Raw genomic sequence first — 18,603 nt, 5'->3', positions numbered from 1 at the left:
TTCGACGCGGCGGCTTTTATCGGGGCCTCTGTTACCGGACAAGATCGCTCTTGATGATCTTGGGGGTTATGAAAATCAACAGCTCACTGCGCTCATCAATTTTCTCGGTACGCTTGAAGAGACGCCCCAGGTAGGGAATATCTCCAAGGAATGGGGTTTTAGTGGTCTGGGTTGCAACCTCGGACTGGAAGATACCGCCCAGCACCACCGTCTCACCGTTGCCCACTAGAACCTGGGTGGTTACCTGGTTGGTATTGATCGAAGGAATACCGGCGGTAACTTCACCACGGGAGTCCTGGTTAACCACCAGATCCATAATGATCTTGTCATCCGGGGTGATTTGTGGCGTCACTTCAAGAGAAAGCACGGCTTCCTTGAAAGATACCGATGTCGCACCGCTGGAAGACGCTTCCTGATAAGGAATTTCCTCACCGGATTTGATTGAGGCTGTCTGGCGATCGGCAGTCACGACGCGAGGCTGTGAAACCACTTCGGCCTGACCGTCGCTCTCCAGAGCCGACAGCTCCAGGTCAACCAGGAAGTCATCGCTACCCCAGCCAATGGCAAACGAGGAGGCGCCTTCACCGGTAACGCCGAGGTCGACCGCCAACGCACCCGGGAAGGTGATTGTGCTGCTGTTTCCTGCTGCAGCATCACGGGCTTCCTGCAAGGATTGTTGCGAGCCACCGACAGTGAATACATTATCGCCACTTACATCATAGGCAGCGCCACCCCAGCGAATACCAAGGTTCTCCGCCACGTTGGTCTGAGCCCGGACAATTCGCGCCTCGATGGACACCTGCCGCACCGGCACATCCCAGGTAGACACGAGCCGACGAATTTCCTCAAGTTTCTCCGCGGTTTCACGAACACTGATGGTGTTGGTACGGACATCGGAGGAGATAAATCCGCGGTCTGAAATCAGCTCCTCATCTTCCTTGATCAGCGCAACGATGTCTGCGGCCTTGGCGTAGTTGACCTGAACAATGTCCAGCCGCACCGGCGCCAGCTCGGCGATCTGCTTATTGGTCTCGAGTTCCAGTTTCTCCCGGGCCGCAATTTCGTCGGCCGGAGCCACCAGCAGCACGTTACCAATCTGGCGTTTGTCGAGCCCTTTGGTCTTGAGAATCAGATCCAGAGCCTGATCCCAGGGTACATTCTGCAAACGAAGGGTAATGCTGCCGCCCACTGTGTCACTGGCAACCAGGTTCAGGCCCGTGAAGTCCGCAATCAGCTGAAGAACCGAACGAACCTCGATATCCTGGAAGTTCAGGGAGAGCTTCTCACCGGTATACGGGAACTTCTCTTCACGGCGTGACTCTGCCTCTTGTTCAGTAAGCTTTTCCACACTCACTGTGAACTGGCTGCCAGACTGATAGGCAATGTAATCGTAATTCCCGTCCGGGGTGATCTCGACCACTGCATTACCACCTTCGACAAAGGTATCGATGCGGGTAACCGGCGTTGCAAAATCAGTAACGTCCAGCCGGCGACGCAAGTTGGCAGGAACGGAGATGCCATCCATAGTCAGCCGGATTTTGCCCGCCTGTTCCGACAGGTCCACAGGCGTGCTGGAGCTGCCAAGATCGACGAGAACCCTGCCTTCACCATCTTTGCCACGGCGGAAATCCACACCGGCAAGGGCGTTGACCGAAGTAGACCCCGATGCTCCCGAGTCACTCCGGGAGGACGAAGCAGGCGCGTTAGCCACGGCTCCCTGAGCCTCGCCACCAATGGTCATAATCAGTGAATCACCACTTCGAACCGTATCGTAAGGAACCAGCTCAACGAGGTTGAAAATCAGCCGGGTTCGGTCCTTGGTCTCTACCACCGTCATACTCTGGGCGTTACCAGACCCCAGAGGTATGCTGCGGCTGTCCAGACCACTGGTTGTGTCCTGCAGATCGACAGCGATCCGAGCCGGACGCTCAATGGTGTAGCCGGTGGGTTCCGGAGGTGGCCCATCGAATTCCAATGTCACTTCAAGCCGTTCGCCCGGTAGCGACGAAAACGACACGTCTTCCAGCGTGACCGCGTTGGCCAGGCCGGAGAACAACCCAAAAGCAATCACGCTGACGTATACATTGAGTTTTCTGAACATCGCTAGCCTCGACCCTAAACTTTTTTGTACGTGCATGTTTCTTTCAACTTTCATCCAGCCGCTCCTTAGCCTGCGCCTTCTTCGAGGGTCAGGGAGCGAGGACGCTCGACCCAGCCACCGCGGCCATTGGGAACGATTTCGATAAGCTCAATACGGGTTTCACTGACGCCGACGATACGGCCATAGCTCTGCCCCATATAGTTCCCGGTCCGCACCCTGTGGATTCCGCCGGTGTCGTCTTCGACAAGAGCGAACAGGTTGCCTGATGCGCCCTGAAGAGTACCGACCATCTGAAGCGACTTGAGATCAAAGTTCTCAAGCACCTCTCTCGGCCTGTCCAGATCGGGCTCAACATCACTGACCGGTTTCTCATCCACCATGGTCAACTGAACGTCGATCGGCGGCTCAAACGGTGCCCGCCGGTCTGCTGCCGAGTAACTGAATGCTTCATAGGCCTTGAACTCGGGCAAAGGCTCCACGTAACCCCGTGGTTTCGCCCTCGTTTCGGCCATGAACTTGTCAAGATCTGCAAAGCCGCTGCCCTGGGAACAAGCAGTCAGGAGAGACACCAGACACACACCCAGCCAGGCTTTTACCGCAAGCTTCGCTGTCATGCTCATTCTCCTGCCCGGTAGCGGTAAGTACGAGCCACAACCTGCATATCAAGCCGCTCTCCGTCTCCGCCAGTTGGTTTGATGGTCAAGTCGTGCAGAGTCACGATCCGTGGAAGGCTTGCGACGCTGCTGACAAAGGACGCCAGCTCATGATACGAACCGGAAACCCGGATATTGATCGGCAGTTCGGAATAGAAATCCCTGCGCTGCTCCGGCTGAAGCGCCACTTCCTGAAGCGCCAGACCACTGCCCAGGGCAGTATTGGTGATGTCTTCCAACAAACCGGGCACTTCCGTCTCACTGGGCAACTGCCGCACCAGAGCCCCGAAGGTTTCTTCCATCTCCGCCATCTGGGCCTTGAAGACTTCAAGATTCGCCACCTGGTAGGCTTTCTCTTCGTACTTCTTCCGAAGTTCCTGTTCCGTTTTCTCGACGCGATCAAGCTGGACGTACTGATCCTTGATGAAGAACCAGTATCCGCCCCCGATGATGAGCCCGAAGATGATCAGAACGACAATGGCCTTGATCGGTGCCGGCCAGATACCCGCGTTATTGACGTCGAGATCGTTAATATCAAATTCGTTAAGGCTTTTGAGTGAGTCCGCGAGGCTCATTACTTATCCTCCCCTTCGGGCTCAGGTGTTTTTTGTTGTACCGAGAGGTTGAACTGGCTGTAACCGGCCCGGCGGCTATCAGCTGCAGAAACGTTGGACAGATTGGGATTTGTGAACCAGTCTGACTCTTCGAACTGACGCATCAGCGTGGAAACCCGGCTGTTGGACTCTGCCATACCTACGATATCGAGGCGGTCTCCGGCGCGTTTGAGATCGGTGTAGAAAAGTCCATCAGGCAGTGTTCTGACCAACTCATCAAAAACCCGAACAATGACAGGACGTTTGCCCTGAAGATCCTGAATGACCTGCATCCGCGCAAGCAGCTCATCCCGTTTCCGCTTTAGGTTCTCGATTTCCTTGATCTGCTGATCCAGCTTTTTGGCCGCGGTTTCAATATAAGCGTTCCGCGACTGCTGGTAAGCGATCCGGCTGTCCATATCGGACTTCCAGAGGAATACCAGGCCACCGGCAATGATCGCCGCACCAAGAATCATCACGACGAACTGTTTCTGCTTTTCGGCACGAAGTTCTTCACGCCAGGGTCGGAGGTTAATCTTTGCCATCAGTCGAAGCTCCTCATTGCCAGGCCGCAGGCAATCATCAGAGAGGGAGCATCATTACTCAGCGCTGATGCATTAACCCGTGACCCCACTGCCATATCTGCAAACGGGTTTGCCACCAGTGTCGGTGTTCCTGTTTTTTCTTCGACCATTTCAGTCAGCCCCTGAATAGAGGCAGTACCGCCTGCCAGAACCACATAGTCGACGGCGTTGTACTGGCTGGCACCGAAGAAGAACTGAAGCGCCCGGGCCACCTGCTGCACCACAGCTTCACGGAACGGCGTCAGAACCTCTGACTCATAGTCATCGGGCAACCCACCCTGCTTCTTTGCAAGCCCGGCCTCTTCGAGAGACAACCCGTACCGGCGCTGGATTTCCTCAGTCAGCTGTTTGCCGCCGAAAATCTGTTCCCGGGTGTAAACTGTCTTTCCGCCGGCCAGAACACTAAGCGTTGTCATGGTTGCACCAATGTCGACAATAGCAACCACCAGCTCCTCACCCTGTGAATCGAGCTGCGGCTCAATCAGCGCGTATGCCCGCTCCAGTGAGTAGGCCTCGACATCAACAACTTTGGTGGTCAGTGAGGCGATCTCGAGCGCGTCTTCCCGTATGTCGACATTTTCTTTCCGGCACGCGGCCAGAAGCACATCAACCTGATCGGGATTGCTTTCTGAGGGACCCTGCACTTCAAAGTCGATGGCCACCTCATCCAGCGGGTATGGAATATACTGATCAGCCTCGAGGGTGATCTGATCTTCCATCTCGAACTCGTTGAGGCCACCATCCATCTGGATGACCTTGGTGATAACCGCGGAGCCGGAGACTGCGACCGCAACCTGCTTTACGCTGGTGCGGGACTTGGAGGCAACGCGCTTTAGCACTTCGCCCACCGCCTCGACATCCGTGATATTTTTTTCGACCACAGCGTTCGCCGGTAACGGCTCCACTGCGTAGCTTTCGACCTTGTACCGGTCGCCCTGCTTCGACAGCTCCAGAAGTTTGACCGAGCTGGAGCTTATGTCCACGCCCAGCACTGCACTGGATTTCTTTCCTAACAATCCGAACACGCGCTCACCCTATACCTGGTTAGATGCACCGGGTTACGTAACTTATGTGTTTTTTATTTAAGAGAATTTCTTCAGTATTCCGTCTACAATGCGTGTTCTTCGTTAAATTGAGAACCATTGCAGCGGTGAAGCGACCCTTCCTAAAGCAATTTCTCAAATGATAGACCTATATCCAACAGTTGTCAGAAAAAAATGTCTCATTTGTTGCGTACATCTCGCCTTCTTGCCTGGCTGTTTCTTACCGGACTGAGTGCCGCCGTTATCGTAACCTCAGGCTTCTATCTTTATCTTCGCCCCGGGCTTCCACCGGTTGCTCAGCTGCTGGAAATAAAGCTCCAGACGCCGCTGCGGGTGTATACCGAAGACAAGAGATTAATAGCAGAATTCGGTGAAAAGAGAAGGGCACCGATCACAATCGAACAGATCCCAACAATTCAGTTACAAGCCTTTATGGCCGCTGAAGACTCACGTTTTTACGAACACTTCGGGGTCGACATCAAAGGCCTGGCGCGGGCTGCCATCGAACTGGTCTCAACCGGGGAGATCCAGTCCGGCGGCAGTACCATCACAATGCAGGTTGCAAAAAATTACTTTTTGTCACGCGACAGAACCTTTATACGGAAGTTCAACGAGATACTTCTGGCTCTTCAGATAGAACGTGAGCTCGACAAAAACCGGATTCTTGAGCTCTATCTGAACAAGATTTATCTCGGCAACCGGGCTTACGGGATTGCCGCCGCAGCACAGGTTTATTACGACAAGCCCGTCTCTCAGCTTTCGCTCGCGCAGATGGCCATGCTCGCAGGCCTTCCAAAAGCCCCATCCGCCTTCAACCCGCTGGCCAACCCCGAGCGCGCGATGATTCGCCGGAACTGGATTCTGGGGCGAATGAAGGAGCTGGGATACATCACCCCGGACGCCTATGAGCTTGCACTTTCAGCCCCACTCACAGCCAGCTACAACAGCACCGAAACGGAAGTTGACGCTGATTATGTTGCAGAAATGGCCCGTTCCGAACTGGTTCGGCGCTACGGCGATGAGGCCTATACTGACGGCTATACCGTTACGCTCACCGTTGACAGTGCGAAACAGCAGGCTGCCACGGAAGCCCTCAGGGATGGCCTGGAGGCCTACGACCGGCGCCATGGATTCCGGGGGCCTATAGGCCAGATTGATCCGGAGACTCTGGCCGGCAGCGACCTGTCCGACATTGTGCAAAACTATCCACGGGTGGAATCCCTGATACCCGCCGTCATTACAAGCGTTGACGACAAGACCCAAAAGGTCCGTGTCCACGCTCGGATGCTAGGTGCCGCCATCATGCCTTTCGAAACCATGATGTGGGCAAGACGCTATAAAACCGAGGACCTCACTGGCCCGGAACCCGAAAAGCCCTCAGACGTGGTCGCAGCGGGTGACGTTGTCTATGTGCGCGCTCAGACGCCAAAGGCGGTGGCAACGACTTCCGAAAAGGAAAACGCAAACAGCAGCGAAAACACGGAGACTGCGCAGCCGGCCATCCCGGCAATCGTATCACTCGCGCAGATACCCCGCGTTGAAGGCGCGCTGATCTCTCTGGACGCCCAGACCGGGGCCATTCAGGCCCTCACCGGCGGCTACAGCTTCGGCCAGAGCAAATACAACCGGGCCATCCAGGCACAAAGGCAACCCGGCTCGACCTTTAAGCCCTTCCTATACCTCAGTGCTCTCGAAAGCGGCATGACACCCGCAACCATATATAACGATGCGCCGATTGTATTTGATGACGACGAACTCGAGTCCGCGTGGCGACCACAGAATTCATCCGGGCAATTCTATGGCCCAACCCGACTTCGCGAAGCCCTCTATCGCTCGCGAAACCTGGTTTCCATCCGGCTACTGCGCGACCTTGGCATCCAGAAAACAATTGACTACCTGGAGCAACTGGAAATCCCGGTCGAGAACATGCCGGACAACCTGTCACTGTCCCTAGGGAGCGGCCTGCTTACCCCCATGGAGCTTGCCAGAGGCATGGCGATAATTGCCAACGGCGGGTATGACGTTGAACCTTATCTGATCGAGACCATCAAGGATGTCCGCGGCGAAATCGTTTACCAGGCTCCGGAAACCGTTCTGTGCGACCAAAACTGCAACGAGATCGCAGAAAAGGCCCAAACAAATGCTGAAACCCGCGAAACGAGTGGGGAGGCAGAGCCTGCGGAAAATGCTGATAATACACCGCAGGTACGAGTGATGCGCCGACTCGCAGATGAACGCTCAGTATTCATTCTTCACTCAATGATGCGGGACGTTATCCGTCTGGGCACAGGCCGCCGGGCCCGGGCACTGGGGCGAGATGACATTGCAGGCAAGACAGGCACCACCAACGAACAGAAAGACACCTGGTTTGCAGGCTTCAATCATGAGCTGGCTACAATAACCTGGGTTGGACTCGATCAGCCGGCACCTCTGGGCAGAGGCGAGTTTGGCGCTAGCACGGCATTACCCGTCTGGCTGGACTATATGAAAGTCGCCCTTGATGGTGAGCCCCCTTCCTTCATGCCCCGCCCCAACGGCATCGTGAACATCCGTATCAATCCGAAGACCGGACAGAGGGCGAGACCGGGAGAAGACGGCGTGTTTGAAGTCTTTCGGGAAGAGGATGCACCACCACCGCTGCTGTCCGAAGAAGAGAGCGACCGCAACGGTAGCTCCGGGGAAGACGATCTTTCGCGCAGAATTTTCTGATCCAAACAGAACAGGCAATAAAAAACCGGCGGGATCACCGCCGGTTTTTTATTGCCTCGAACAACGTATCAGATGATGTCGTCCATGGTCTTGAGCGGGTAATGCGCAGGGTATGGGTTACGAGCAACTCCGGAATCCACGGCAGCCCGGGCAACCGCTGCGGGCACTACTTCAAGCAAGCGGACATCCATCGGCTTGGGAATGATGTATTCCTTACCGAACTCAAAGCTCTCTGCACCGTAAGCCTCACAGATCTCCTGCGGCACAGGCTCCTTGGCCAGTTCGCGAATTGCGTTTACGGCTGCCACTTTCATCTCTTCATTGATCACCGTGGCGCGAACGTCCAGCGCTCCACGGAAGATGAACGGGAAGCCCAACACATTGTTGACCTGGTTCGGGTAATCGGAACGGCCGGTCGCCATGATCAGATCACTGCGAGCTGCCCGGGCAACTTCCGGGTTGATTTCCGGATCCGGGTTGGAGCATGCAAACACGATCGGGTTCGGAGCCATTTTCTTGAGCTGGTCGCCGGTCAGCAGGTCCGGACCGGAAAGGCCAAGGAACACATCCGCACCATCGATGGCGTCATCCAGCGTGCGCTTGTCGGTATCATTGGCGAACATCGCCTTGTACTGGTTCAGATCATCGCGACCAGAGTGGATCACACCCTTACGGTCGAGCATGAAGATGTTCTCAGAGCGAATACCGCAGCTGATCAGCAGCTTCATGCAAGCAATGGCGGCTGCACCGGCACCCAGGCAAACCACCTTCGCCTCTTCAATCTTTTTGCCCTGCAGTTCGAGGGCATTGAGCATGCCGGCTGCAGTGACGATGGCAGTACCGTGCTGGTCATCATGAAAGACGGGCACGTTGCATTTCTCAATCAGAGCTCGCTCGATTTCAAAGCACTCCGGCGCCTTGATGTCTTCGAGATTGATACCACCGAACGTATCCGCAATACGCTCGACCGTTTCAATAAACGCCTGCGGGCTCTCGGAATTGACTTCAATATCGAAGACATCAATTCCGGCAAAGCGCTTGAACAGTACGCCCTTGCCTTCCATAACCGGCTTGCTTGCCAGCGGACCCAGGTTGCCCAAGCCGAGAATCGCAGTTCCATCAGAGATGACCGCCACCAGGTTGCCCTTGGCAGTGTACTTGTATGCATTCTCCGGGTCCTTTGCGATCTCTCGGACCGGCTCGGCAACCCCGGGGCTATACGCCAGGGAAAGGTCGCGGGAAGTCTTGGTTGGCTTGGTGATTTCAACACTCAGCTTACCAGGCCGCGGCTTGGCGTGATATTCAAGGGCTGCTTCTTTCAGATCTTGAGACATTGCCACTGTTCCGTTTGTCACGTTTAAAGGTAATAAACCGCCGGAGCTTACCCAGCGGAGCGCGCCATTATGGCCCGCCAGACCCGAAACGACAAGTGGCTCAACAACATTTTATGAACAGTCAATAGGGCTAATTGCGTATGTATTCTACCACTACATACCGTATTGCAGATCAAAAAAAAGCGCCCGGAGGCGCCTTTTCGAATCCGCAGCAATCAGTCTTTCTTGCCGCCGATACGGCCGCCGAAACGCTTCTGGAAACGGTCGATACGGCCACCGGTGTCCATGACTTTCTGCTTGCCAGTGTAGAACGGGTGACACTGTGAACACACATCCAACTGCAGATCGTGCGTGTAGGTAGAACGTGTCTGGAAGGTGTTACCGCAGGAACAGGTAACGGAAATCTCTTCGTATTTGGGGTGAATACCTTCTTTCATGGCGAACCTCGTTAGGTCATGCCGCTACCTGATCACGGGGTATCTGAATTACCCTGGCGCCAGGCACCGCATGTTTGAATCAATTGAGAAGACGGGGCACAATCATGCCCTGCCGGAAACAGACCGCGAATCTTACTTGCAAATACCGCAGCAGGCAAGCACCAGCCTGATTTCCGGACCCGCCGAACGCAGAGATGTCGCGGCAGGCCGCCGATTACTAGCCGACCACTACAGGATAGGGAAAAACCGTGACACTCGTTTTCCAGTGGAGCACTCAGTGCCGTTGATCGCACGCATTGCCCTGAACCGTCCGCTGCGCCGGCTCTTCGATTATATTGTTCCTGAAGGCGTCCAGCTTGTGGCTGGCCAGCGGGTACGAATTCCCTTTGGCCGCCAGCAGGCAACAGGCCTTATCGTACAAACCGGGGTAGAGCCGCCTCCGGGAGTCAGCCTCAAACCGGTGTTCGCGGCCATGGAGGACTGGCCAGCATTGCCGGACGAGACCGTCAACCTTCTCACCTGGGCCAGCGACTACTACCAACATCCTCTGGGCGAGTGCCTGTTCACTGCCCTGCCCCCCGCCCTCAGGCGAGGCCGCAAAGCGGAAGAGAAGTCTGTGGAGTGGTGGGTGGCTTGCGATCACGGCGAACCTCTCCCAGCCAACGCCCATCGGCAGAAAGAATTGCTTGAATGGCTGAGACAGCGCCATCAGGGCGCGGCCGGCAGCGACATCATCAAGGCCGGATTTACCCGCGCCCAATTGAGGGCCCTCAGCGACAAGCAGTTGGTCAAAGCCATCTCGCCACCCGTTCCCGGCTCAAAACCCGAGGCGCCTGAGCTTCTGGCGAGGCGACCAACCCTTTCAGCTGCCCAGGCGGCCGCGGCCGAAGAACTGGCCAGCCCCCGGGAAGGATTCAGTGCCTCCCTTTTATACGGAATTACCGGCAGCGGAAAAACAGAAATCTATCTGCACTACCTCAAGCAGCAACTAGGACATGACGACCAGGCCCTTGTACTGGTTCCGGAAATTAACCTTACCCCTCAGACCGTCGCCCGTTTCAGGCATTATTTCGGTACGCGCATTGTGGTATGGCATTCCGCACTCAACGACAGCGAGCGCCTGACCACCTGGCTGAAGATCCGCGAAGGCGAGCCCGTCATCCTGATCGGCACCCGGTCCGCTGTTCTGCTACCGTTTACCGGATTACGCACAATCATTGTTGATGAGGAGCATGACAGCTCCTATAAACAGGGCGAGGGCTTCCGATATTCCGGCCGCGACGTGGCGGTTTACCGCGCGCACCTGAACCGCTGTCCGGTCATCCTCGGATCGGCCACGCCATCACTTGAATCCGTTTACAATGCGGAACAGGGCAAATACCGCCTTGTAAAGCTCGAAGAGCGTGCGGGAAATGCGACTCCGCCGATTATCAGCCTGCTGGATATTCGCAGCCGCCCCCTTGAAGGCGGGCTTTCCCGGCCTGCATTGAACGCCATTGAACAAACGCTCGCCAAGGGCGAACAGGCACTGGTTTTCGTCAACCGGCGCGGATTTGCCCCTGTCATGATGTGCTTTGACTGCGGTTACATGGTCGAGTGCCCCCGCTGTGACACACGCCTCACCTATCACCGCAGGGACCGGGCCATGCGCTGCCACCATTGCGACTACCAGACGGCAGCCACCGACCATTGTCCGAAATGCCAGAGTGAGGCCTTCAAACCCGTCGGCCAGGGCACTGAAAGAACCGAGGACATTCTTGCCACGGCCTTCCCGGACACACCCGTGGTTCGCGTGGATCGCGACAGCACTCAGCGCAAGGGCAGCATCCAGAGCATCCTGAATCAGGTTAACAGTGGCAAGCCATGTGTACTCGTCGGCACCCAGATGTTGGCCAAAGGCCACGATTTCCCTAACGTCACTCTCGTGGTGGTGGTCAACGCCGATGGCGGCCTGTTCAGTGTCGACTTCCGGGCGCCCGAGCAGCTCATTCAAACCCTGCTGCAGGTCAGCGGCCGCGCCGGCCGCGGCACGAAACCGGGAAAGGTGCTGGTGCAAACCTGCCACAGCGACCATCCGCTGTTAAAAACACTCTGCGAGGGGCATTACCTGGATATCGCCGAACAGCTCCTCAGCGAACGCGAGGAAAGCCAGTTTCCGCCATTCCGCGCCATGGCCATCTTCCGCGCCGAGGCCGACACCATGGAAAAGAGCCTGCAAGTCCTGGATGCCATCAAACCGCTCACCAATGCTCCTGGCATTGAAACCTGGGGCCCACTACCCGCAATGATTGCCCGGCGTGCCGACAAGCACCGCGCACAGCTGATTCTGAACGCCCGGAACAGAAAGCGACTGAACACCCTTTTGACAGGAGTCTGCCAGGAACTCGACCAGAGAAAGCTGCCGGCCGGGGTCAAGTGGATGATTGACGTTGACCCTCAGGAGACCGGTTAATTGTGGTGCTTGAAGGTTCAACGAACGGTTACAAAGTTTTTCATAAATGAATACTAATCATCATTGCTGATTAAGTTCCTGTGCTATGATTTTCAGCAAACTAACAACCAATTCTGTGAAAATACCTGAGCTTGCGGTTCTCTGCAGGGAATGCGCACTTAAAGGCTTTTGCTGTAAATGGAAACTGGAGAAAAAATAATGTCAGGGAACATCCTTGCGCGTTCTACGGCTATTTTACTAGCGCTTCTGCTCTCGGCCTGTGGAGGTGATGAGAACTCAAGCCCTCTCGCTGGCTCGCCGAATAACGGTGGTGGCGGAGATCCAACGACCTTGCCCGACACAGCGGAAATCGGAACAATTGATCTTGTCGCCAGTCCCGTGCGACTGGACACTTCAGCCAATGCCCAGTCGGCCATCACAGCCCGAGTCAAGGACTCAAGCGGTGTCCTTCTTCAAGGCATCACAGTCAACTTTAGCGCCACTAACGGTGGGACCCTCGAAGTTACACAGGGTGAAACCGACCAGGCAGGGGTTGCGTCAGCCATCCTGACAACGGACGGTGATCCCCGAAATCGCAGTGTGACCATTACTGCCCAAAGTGGATCGATTTCAGATACTGTCAATGTAGATATCTCAGGCACGTCTCTTGCAATTTCGGGCCCCGCCTCGATTTCCCTCGGCTCAAGTGCCTCGCTTCGTGTAACGCTCTCTGACGCAGATGGAAACGGTATTCCTAATGAGACCGTTAACCTTGAGACAAGCCTCGGGACACTCTCAGCATCAACTCTGACAACAAGCAGCAATGGCTTGGTGGATTTCCAGTTAAACAGTGGTACCAACGGAGGAACTGCAACCGTAACAGCCACCGCCTATAGCGGTTCAAATACCATCTCCGCTACTCGTGATATTGTTATAGCCGGCGACAGCTTTGGATTCTCCTCCCCTGCCCCAGGTACCGAAGTCGACCTGAACACTCAACAAGAAGTAACCTTGGAATGGCGGGTGAATGGCAACCCTGTGGCAGATGGGAAACAGATACAATTTACAGCAACCCGCGGGACGTTAACTCCAGCGAATGGCGTAGTCACGACCTCAGGCGGTGAAGCCAGTATCGACATTTCCTCAACCAACGCAGGCATCTCAACGATAACGGCGTCTGATCCGAACTCAGGACTTGCTGCCGACCTTACCTTCGAATTTGTCGCGACCACCCCGGATGAGATTAACCTGCAAGCGACCAAGACCCAACTTGACCTGAGTGAAACAACGGAAATTGTTGCCGTGATTCGAGACGCCGACAACAACCTTGTCAAAAACCAGAACGTCTCTTTTAGTATCCTGGAAGATGGTAGTGGCGGCAGCCTAACATCAAGCCGGGACATTACAGACTCTCAAGGAAAGGCGTCGACCATCTACCAAGCTGGCGCCAATACCAGTGGCCGAGATGGAGTAGAGATCCAGGCAACTGTCGCAGGTTCGATTTCTGACACAGTTACCCTAACAGTCGCAAGGCAGGCGTTGCGCCTTGCAATTGGAACTGGCAACGAGATCATTGAGCCGGACACCGTACGCTACATCAAAGATTATGTAGCAATAGTAACCGATGCGAATGGCGCCCCTGTCGAAAACGCCAACATCGAACTTAGCGTACTCCCCACTGGATACATCAAGGGAAATTATGTGCCCTCAATCGACGACACCTGGGTTATTAGCCCAGGCAATCCCGTATTCTGCGATGCAGAAGACGTAAATCGAAACGGACAACTGGACGCTGGGGAAGACACCAATGGAAGCTTAGCCCTTGAGCCTACCAACTCAGCCACGACCAGTGCGTCTTCTGTTATTTCAGCGGCAGATGGATCGGCAGATTTCTCACTGATCTATCCGCAAAGCCATTGCAACTGGGTGAGAGTAGAGCTAACCGCAACGGTCCGCGTAGGCGGCTCAGAAAGTGTCGAGTCTTCAGAGTTCTTTCTCTCGTGCGCATCCTCTGACTTGAACAATACAGATATTTCTCCTCCCGGCGGGACAGAGGGCCTGTATGGAAGCGACCAATCCTGTAATGTGAACAATTGATCCATAAAAGCCCCGCCTATGGGCGGGGCTTTTTCTTACTGTATTTGAGTACGCCACACCTTTCCGCGATAATACCCGCCTTCTGTTATCAATGGGCCTCCTGCCCTGACCCTAATTCTCCTGTAACCCGAGTCACCTGACAGCATGAAAGAAACCGTTTCCGATCTGCTCCAGTCTGCGCTGGCAGCACTCCAATCCGATGGTACTCTGCCTGCGGACCAGGCCTTTGCCCCTCAGGTGGGCAACACCAAGGACAAGTCCCATGGGGATTACGCCTGCAACATTGCTCTGGTTGCATCCAAAGCAGCCGGTTGCCCGCCTCGACAGCTGGCAGAAGCACTGATCGAGAAGCTGCCACAGAGCAAGGCGGTTGAGAAGGTGGAGATTGCCGGGCCGGGCTTTATTAATTTCTTCATGAGCACCGCCAGTGCCTTCGAAGTTGTGAATACCATTCTGGATGAAGGCGAACGCTTTGGTCGCAACAATCAGGGCAAAGGCGAGAAAGTGCAGGTGGAGTTTGTATCGGCCAACCCCACTGGCCCACTGCATGTTGGCCACGGGCGCGGAGCGGCGATTGGCGACTGCCTCTGCCGGTTGCTGGAAGCGAACGGGTACGATGTGACCCGGGAGTTTTATTACAACGATGCTGGTGCCCAGATCAACAACCTGGCCCTTTCGGTCCAGTCACGAGTTAAGGGCTTGAGCCCGGAAGATGAAAACTGGCCAGCTGATGGCTATCGCGGCGACTACATCGTCGATGTCGCCAAAGCGTATCTCGCCGGTGAGACAGTGACAGCGGATGACCGGGAAGTCACTGCCAAGGCGGACCCGGAAGACCGTGACGCCATCCGGGAGTTTGCCGTGGCCTACCTGCGCCGCGAGCAGGATCTGGACCTGAAAGCGTTCGGTGTCCAGTTTGATGTCTACTTCCTGGAGTCCTCCCTCTATGAGGAAGGCAAGGTTGAAGCCACGGTAAAGCGCCTGCGGGAAAACGGCTACACCTACGAGCAGGACGGCGCCATGTGGCTGAAGACCACAGAGTTTGGCGATGACAAGGACCGCGTCATGCGCAAGAAGGACGGTGGCTACACCTACTTCCTGCCGGATGTGGCCTACCACCTCGATAAATGGCAACGGGGCTTCACCACCGTTATCAACGAGCAGGGGGCCGATCATCACTCCACCGTTACCCGCGTCCGCGCTGGCCTGCAGGCACTGAACGTTGGCATTCCGAAAGGCTGGCCGGACTATGTTCTACACCAGATGGTAATGGTCACCCGCTCCGGCCAGGAAGTAAAAATCTCCAAACGGGCCGGCAGCTATGTCACCGTCCGTGACCTGATCGATGAAGTTGGCCGCGACGCCACCCGATTCTTCCTGGCAGCCCGGAGAGTCGACTCCCAGTTAACCTTCGATATTGATCTTGCCCGCTCCCAGACCAATGAAAATCCGGTGTATTACATCCAGTATGCCCATGCGCGCATCTGCAGCGTACTTCGGAAACTTGCCGAGGAAGGTGTGCAGCGTGGTCGGAACGAATGTGTAGGGGATTTGGAACTGTTGACTCTGGACGAGGAAAAAGAACTCGCCAACCAGTTGGCAAAGTACCCCGAGCTGATTATCAACTCCGCGGCCCAGCGTGAGCCGCATCACCTGACCCACTACCTGCGAGAGCTCGCAGGGCAGTTCCACACTTACTACAACGCCCACAAGGTGCTAATTGAAGACACAGCCACCCGCGATGCCCGTGTCAGTCTTTACCTTGCAATCAGACAGGTTATCGAAAACGGTCTGGACCTGCTGGGCGTCAGCGCCCCGGAAGAGATGTAAAACCCAATGTCCCGAGATTACGCCCGTAAAGACAGGTCAGCCAAGGCTTCAGCCACTCCGCGCCGCAAGCCGGTAAAACAGGCAAAGACGAAGGCTGCACGACCAAAATCGGCAGCCACGGCCCGCTCGCAGCACGGGGGGTTGTCGTTGAAGTGGATTCTGTCCCTGGCAGCCGTCGGCGGGTTTATCGGGTTTATTGTATACCTGAACTCCCTGCCGGCCGGTCCGGGCGGCAACGTTCAGTCAGTTTCTGAAAAGCCGGCCCAACAAACAGCCAGGAAACCGGCGGAAACGGCTCGCCCGGAAGACCGGAAACCGGCCTTCCGCTTTTATGACATGTTGCCGGAATCCGAGGTCGTACCTCCAAAGGTTGACGAATACACGCCTGGCCCAACCCAACAGGACTTCGACTACCTGGTGCAGTCAGGCTCGTTCCGCAGCAAGGAAGACGCCGAACGCCAACGGGCCCAAATTGCCTTCCAGGGCCTGCGAGCGAGCATCCAGCGCATTGATCTGGACAATGGTTCCATCTGGTACCGGGTCAACGTGGGTCCGTTCACGTCTCGCAGCCAGATGAACTCTGCGATCGACAAGCTGGTTTCCCTCAGCATCCAGCCTTTGGTTCGGAAGATTCCCAAGGAAGGTTGATCTTCGTTTTCTGGTCCTTAGTTTTGGTGGAAGCGCCTTTAGAGCGAGGCCTTCCGAAACACGCTGTGAATACGTCCCTGTGCGCTTGAGCTCCGCCATCCATGGCTCCGCACAGTTTTGTAAAGCAAAAACCCAATCCGAGCCTTCTCTCAAGCCAGAGCGCTCTTGAATTCCAGCCAGAAGCCTCCATAACTTCCGGATACCAAGTTTAACCAGGCAATTGGAGCCCCAATGACTACCATTCTTTCCGTCAGACGCGATGACGAAGTTGCCATGGGTGGCGACGGCCAGGTTTCCCTGGGCAATACCGTAATGAAAGGAAATGCCCGGAAGGTTCGCCGCCTCTATAACGGCCAGGTAATCGCCGGTTTTGCCGGTGGCACGGCCGATGCCTTCACGCTGTTCGAGCGATTCGAGGCCCAGCTTGAAAAACATCAGGGTAACCTGACAAGGGCCGCCGTGGAGCTGGCGAAAGACTGGCGAACGGATCGGGCGCTGCGCCGACTGGAGGCCTTGCTGGCCGTGGCTGACAAAACCGCCTCGCTGATAATTACCGGCAACGGCGATGTTATTGAGCCGGAACAGGGGTTGATTGCCATCGGCTCAGGGGGGCCTTTTGCCCAGGCCTCGGCTCGGGCACTGCTCGAAAACACCGATCTGTCCGCCCACGAGATTGTCGAGAAGGGCCTGGATATCGCGGCTGATATTTGCATCTACACGAATCACAATCGCACCCTTGAAGTGCTCTCCAAAAACGACTGATCCGGAGCAACCATGTCTGCAATGACACCCCGTGAGATTGTCCACGAGCTCAACAAACACATCGTGGGCCAGCAAGAAGCCAAGCGGGCGGTAGCCATCGCCCTGAGAAATCGCTGGCGCCGGATGCAGCTGGATAGCAGCCTGCGCGATGAGATTACCCCCAAGAACATTCTCATGATCGGCCCCACCGGCGTCGGCAAGACCGAGATTGCCCGGCGCCTGGCCAAGCTGGCCGATGCGCCGTTCCTGAAAGTGGAAGCCACCAAGTTCACAGAAGTGGGTTATGTTGGTCGTGACGTCGAATCCATTATTCGGGATCTGGCGGACATGGCCGTAAAAATGCTGCGTGAAGCCGAGATGAAGCGTCATGAAGGCCAGGCACTGGATGCCGCGGAGGACAGGATCCTGGACGCGCTCATTCCGCCACCGAGAGATCTGAACGAAGACAGCCAGCGCAGCTCGGACTCATCCACCCGCCAGCTGTTCCGGAAAAAACTCCGGGAAGGCGAGCTGGATGACAAGGAAATTGAAATCGACCTGCGCAACTCGGGTCCCGGCATGGAAATCATGGCGCCTCCGGGTATGGAGGAGATGACCAATCAGCTGCAAAGCATGTTCTCCAACCTCTCATCCGATAAGCGCAAGACCCGCAAGATGAAGGTCTCCGATGCCCTGAAGCGGGTCAAGGAAGAAGAGGCCGGCAAGCTGGTCAACGAGGAAGAGATCAAACAGAAGGCCATCCAGGCGGTGGAACAGAATGGTATCGTGTTCCTTGATGAAATCGACAAGGTTGCCAAGCGCTCGGAGAATACCTCATCGGATGTGTCCCGCGAGGGTGTCCAGCGTGATCTGTTGCCGCTGATCGAGGGCAGCACGGTAAGTACGAAATACGGTACAGTGCGTACCGATCACATCCTGTTCATTGCCTCCGGCGCGTTCCACCTGTCCAAGCCTTCGGACCTGATTCCGGAACTCCAGGGCCGCCTGCCCATACGAGTAGAGCTGCAGGCACTTACGCCTGAGGATTTCAAGCGCATCCTGACCGAACCGGATGCGTCGCTGGTTCAGCAGTATGAGGCGCTAATGTTAACAGAAGGCGTAAAGCTGACTTTCCGCGAAGATGCCATCGCCCGCATTGCAGAGGTTGCCTGGAAGGTTAACGAAAGCACCGAAAACATTGGTGCCCGGCGGCTTCATACCGTGCTTGAACGGTTGCTTGAGACCCTGTCCTTCGATGCCGGTGACGAGGTCACCGATGGCTTTGAGGTCACCGCCGAATATGTCGATGAAAGGCTTGGAGAATTGGCGGAAGACGAGGATCTGAGCCGGTACATTCTCTGAATTCAGTGCCATGAAAAAAGGTCCAGATGAATCGTCATCT

The 18,603-nt window shown here is 55.8% G+C and carries 14 protein-coding genes; 7 read left to right on the top strand and 7 right to left on the bottom strand.

Annotated elements, in window-relative coordinates:
* Nucleotides 1–31: 31 nt before the first annotated feature.
* The 5 genes from pilQ to CLH62_RS19275 form a co-directional block, all read right to left on the bottom strand.
* The gene (gene pilQ, locus CLH62_RS19295; RefSeq protein ID WP_211285855.1) at nt 32–2,101 is read right to left on the bottom strand and encodes a type IV pilus secretin PilQ; all 2,070 of its coding nucleotides are present in this window, start codon (nt 2,099–2,101) and stop codon (nt 32–34) included.
* A gap of 65 nt (nt 2,102–2,166) precedes the next feature.
* Nucleotides 2,167–2,715, bottom strand: a complete 549-nt coding sequence (locus tag CLH62_RS19290; protein ID WP_099619818.1) for a pilus assembly protein PilP — start codon at nt 2,713–2,715, stop codon at nt 2,167–2,169.
* 2 nt (nt 2,716–2,717) lie between these two features.
* The gene (locus tag CLH62_RS19285) at nt 2,718–3,329 is read right to left on the bottom strand and encodes a type IV pilus inner membrane component PilO (RefSeq protein ID WP_099619817.1); all 612 of its coding nucleotides are present in this window, start codon (nt 3,327–3,329) and stop codon (nt 2,718–2,720) included.
* Nucleotides 3,329–3,892 (bottom strand): PilN domain-containing protein, encoded by a 564-nt coding sequence (locus CLH62_RS19280; protein ID WP_099619816.1) that lies wholly within the window; start codon nt 3,890–3,892, stop codon nt 3,329–3,331. Before CLH62_RS19280 ends, CLH62_RS19285 begins: the two co-directional genes overlap by 1 nt.
* The gene (locus CLH62_RS19275) at nt 3,892–4,956 is read right to left on the bottom strand and encodes a pilus assembly protein PilM (protein WP_099619815.1); all 1,065 of its coding nucleotides are present in this window, start codon (nt 4,954–4,956) and stop codon (nt 3,892–3,894) included. Before CLH62_RS19275 ends, CLH62_RS19280 begins: the two co-directional genes overlap by 1 nt.
* 192 nt (nt 4,957–5,148) lie before the next feature.
* On the opposite strand from CLH62_RS19275, the gene CLH62_RS19270 reads away from it, so the two are divergent.
* On the top strand, nt 5,149–7,683 hold the full coding sequence (locus tag CLH62_RS19270) for a penicillin-binding protein 1A (protein ID WP_099619814.1): 2,535 nt from the start codon (nt 5,149–5,151) through the stop codon (nt 7,681–7,683).
* A 68-nt stretch (nt 7,684–7,751) separates the two neighbouring features.
* Here CLH62_RS19270 and CLH62_RS19265 read toward each other — a convergent pair whose 3' ends face one another.
* Together CLH62_RS19265 and rpmE are read right to left on the bottom strand one after the other, a co-directional pair.
* Nucleotides 7,752–9,017, bottom strand: coding sequence for a malic enzyme-like NAD(P)-binding protein (locus tag CLH62_RS19265; RefSeq protein WP_099619813.1), 1,266 nt, complete (start codon nt 9,015–9,017; stop codon nt 7,752–7,754).
* A 215-nt stretch (nt 9,018–9,232) separates the two neighbouring features.
* On the bottom strand, nt 9,233–9,454 hold the full coding sequence (gene rpmE / locus CLH62_RS19260) for a 50S ribosomal protein L31 (RefSeq protein ID WP_099619812.1): 222 nt from the start codon (nt 9,452–9,454) through the stop codon (nt 9,233–9,235).
* A 277-nt stretch (nt 9,455–9,731) separates the two neighbouring features.
* Here rpmE and CLH62_RS19255 point away from each other — a divergent pair, with 277 nt between their 5' ends.
* The 6 genes from CLH62_RS19255 to hslU all read left to right on the top strand — a co-directional run bounded on the left by CLH62_RS19255 (nt 9,732) and on the right by hslU (nt 18,563).
* The gene (locus CLH62_RS19255) at nt 9,732–11,906 is read left to right on the top strand and encodes a primosomal protein N' (RefSeq protein ID WP_099619879.1); all 2,175 of its coding nucleotides are present in this window, start codon (nt 9,732–9,734) and stop codon (nt 11,904–11,906) included.
* 177 nt (nt 11,907–12,083) lie between these two features.
* Nucleotides 12,084–13,982 (top strand): Ig-like domain-containing protein, encoded by a 1,899-nt coding sequence (locus CLH62_RS19250; protein WP_099619811.1) that lies wholly within the window; start codon nt 12,084–12,086, stop codon nt 13,980–13,982.
* Between the two features lie 144 nt (nt 13,983–14,126).
* On the top strand, nt 14,127–15,812 hold the full coding sequence (argS, locus tag CLH62_RS19245) for an arginine--tRNA ligase (protein WP_099619810.1): 1,686 nt from the start codon (nt 14,127–14,129) through the stop codon (nt 15,810–15,812).
* Between the two features lie 6 nt (nt 15,813–15,818).
* Nucleotides 15,819–16,460, top strand: a complete 642-nt coding sequence (locus tag CLH62_RS19240; RefSeq protein ID WP_099619809.1) for an SPOR domain-containing protein — start codon at nt 15,819–15,821, stop codon at nt 16,458–16,460.
* Nucleotides 16,461–16,691: 231 nt separating this feature from the next.
* Nucleotides 16,692–17,222, top strand: a complete 531-nt coding sequence (gene hslV / locus CLH62_RS19235) for an ATP-dependent protease subunit HslV (RefSeq protein WP_008170810.1) — start codon at nt 16,692–16,694, stop codon at nt 17,220–17,222.
* 12 nt (nt 17,223–17,234) lie between these two features.
* Nucleotides 17,235–18,563, top strand: a complete 1,329-nt coding sequence (hslU, locus tag CLH62_RS19230; RefSeq protein ID WP_099619808.1) for an ATP-dependent protease ATPase subunit HslU — start codon at nt 17,235–17,237, stop codon at nt 18,561–18,563.
* Nucleotides 18,564–18,603 lie beyond the last annotated feature (40 nt).

Source organism: Marinobacter guineae (genome assembly GCF_002744735.1).
In the GTDB taxonomy this organism is placed as follows: domain Bacteria; phylum Pseudomonadota; class Gammaproteobacteria; order Pseudomonadales; family Oleiphilaceae; genus Marinobacter; species Marinobacter guineae.
The sequence above is the reverse complement of the archived record's forward strand: the minus strand, read 5'-3'. Positions and strand labels throughout refer to the sequence as shown.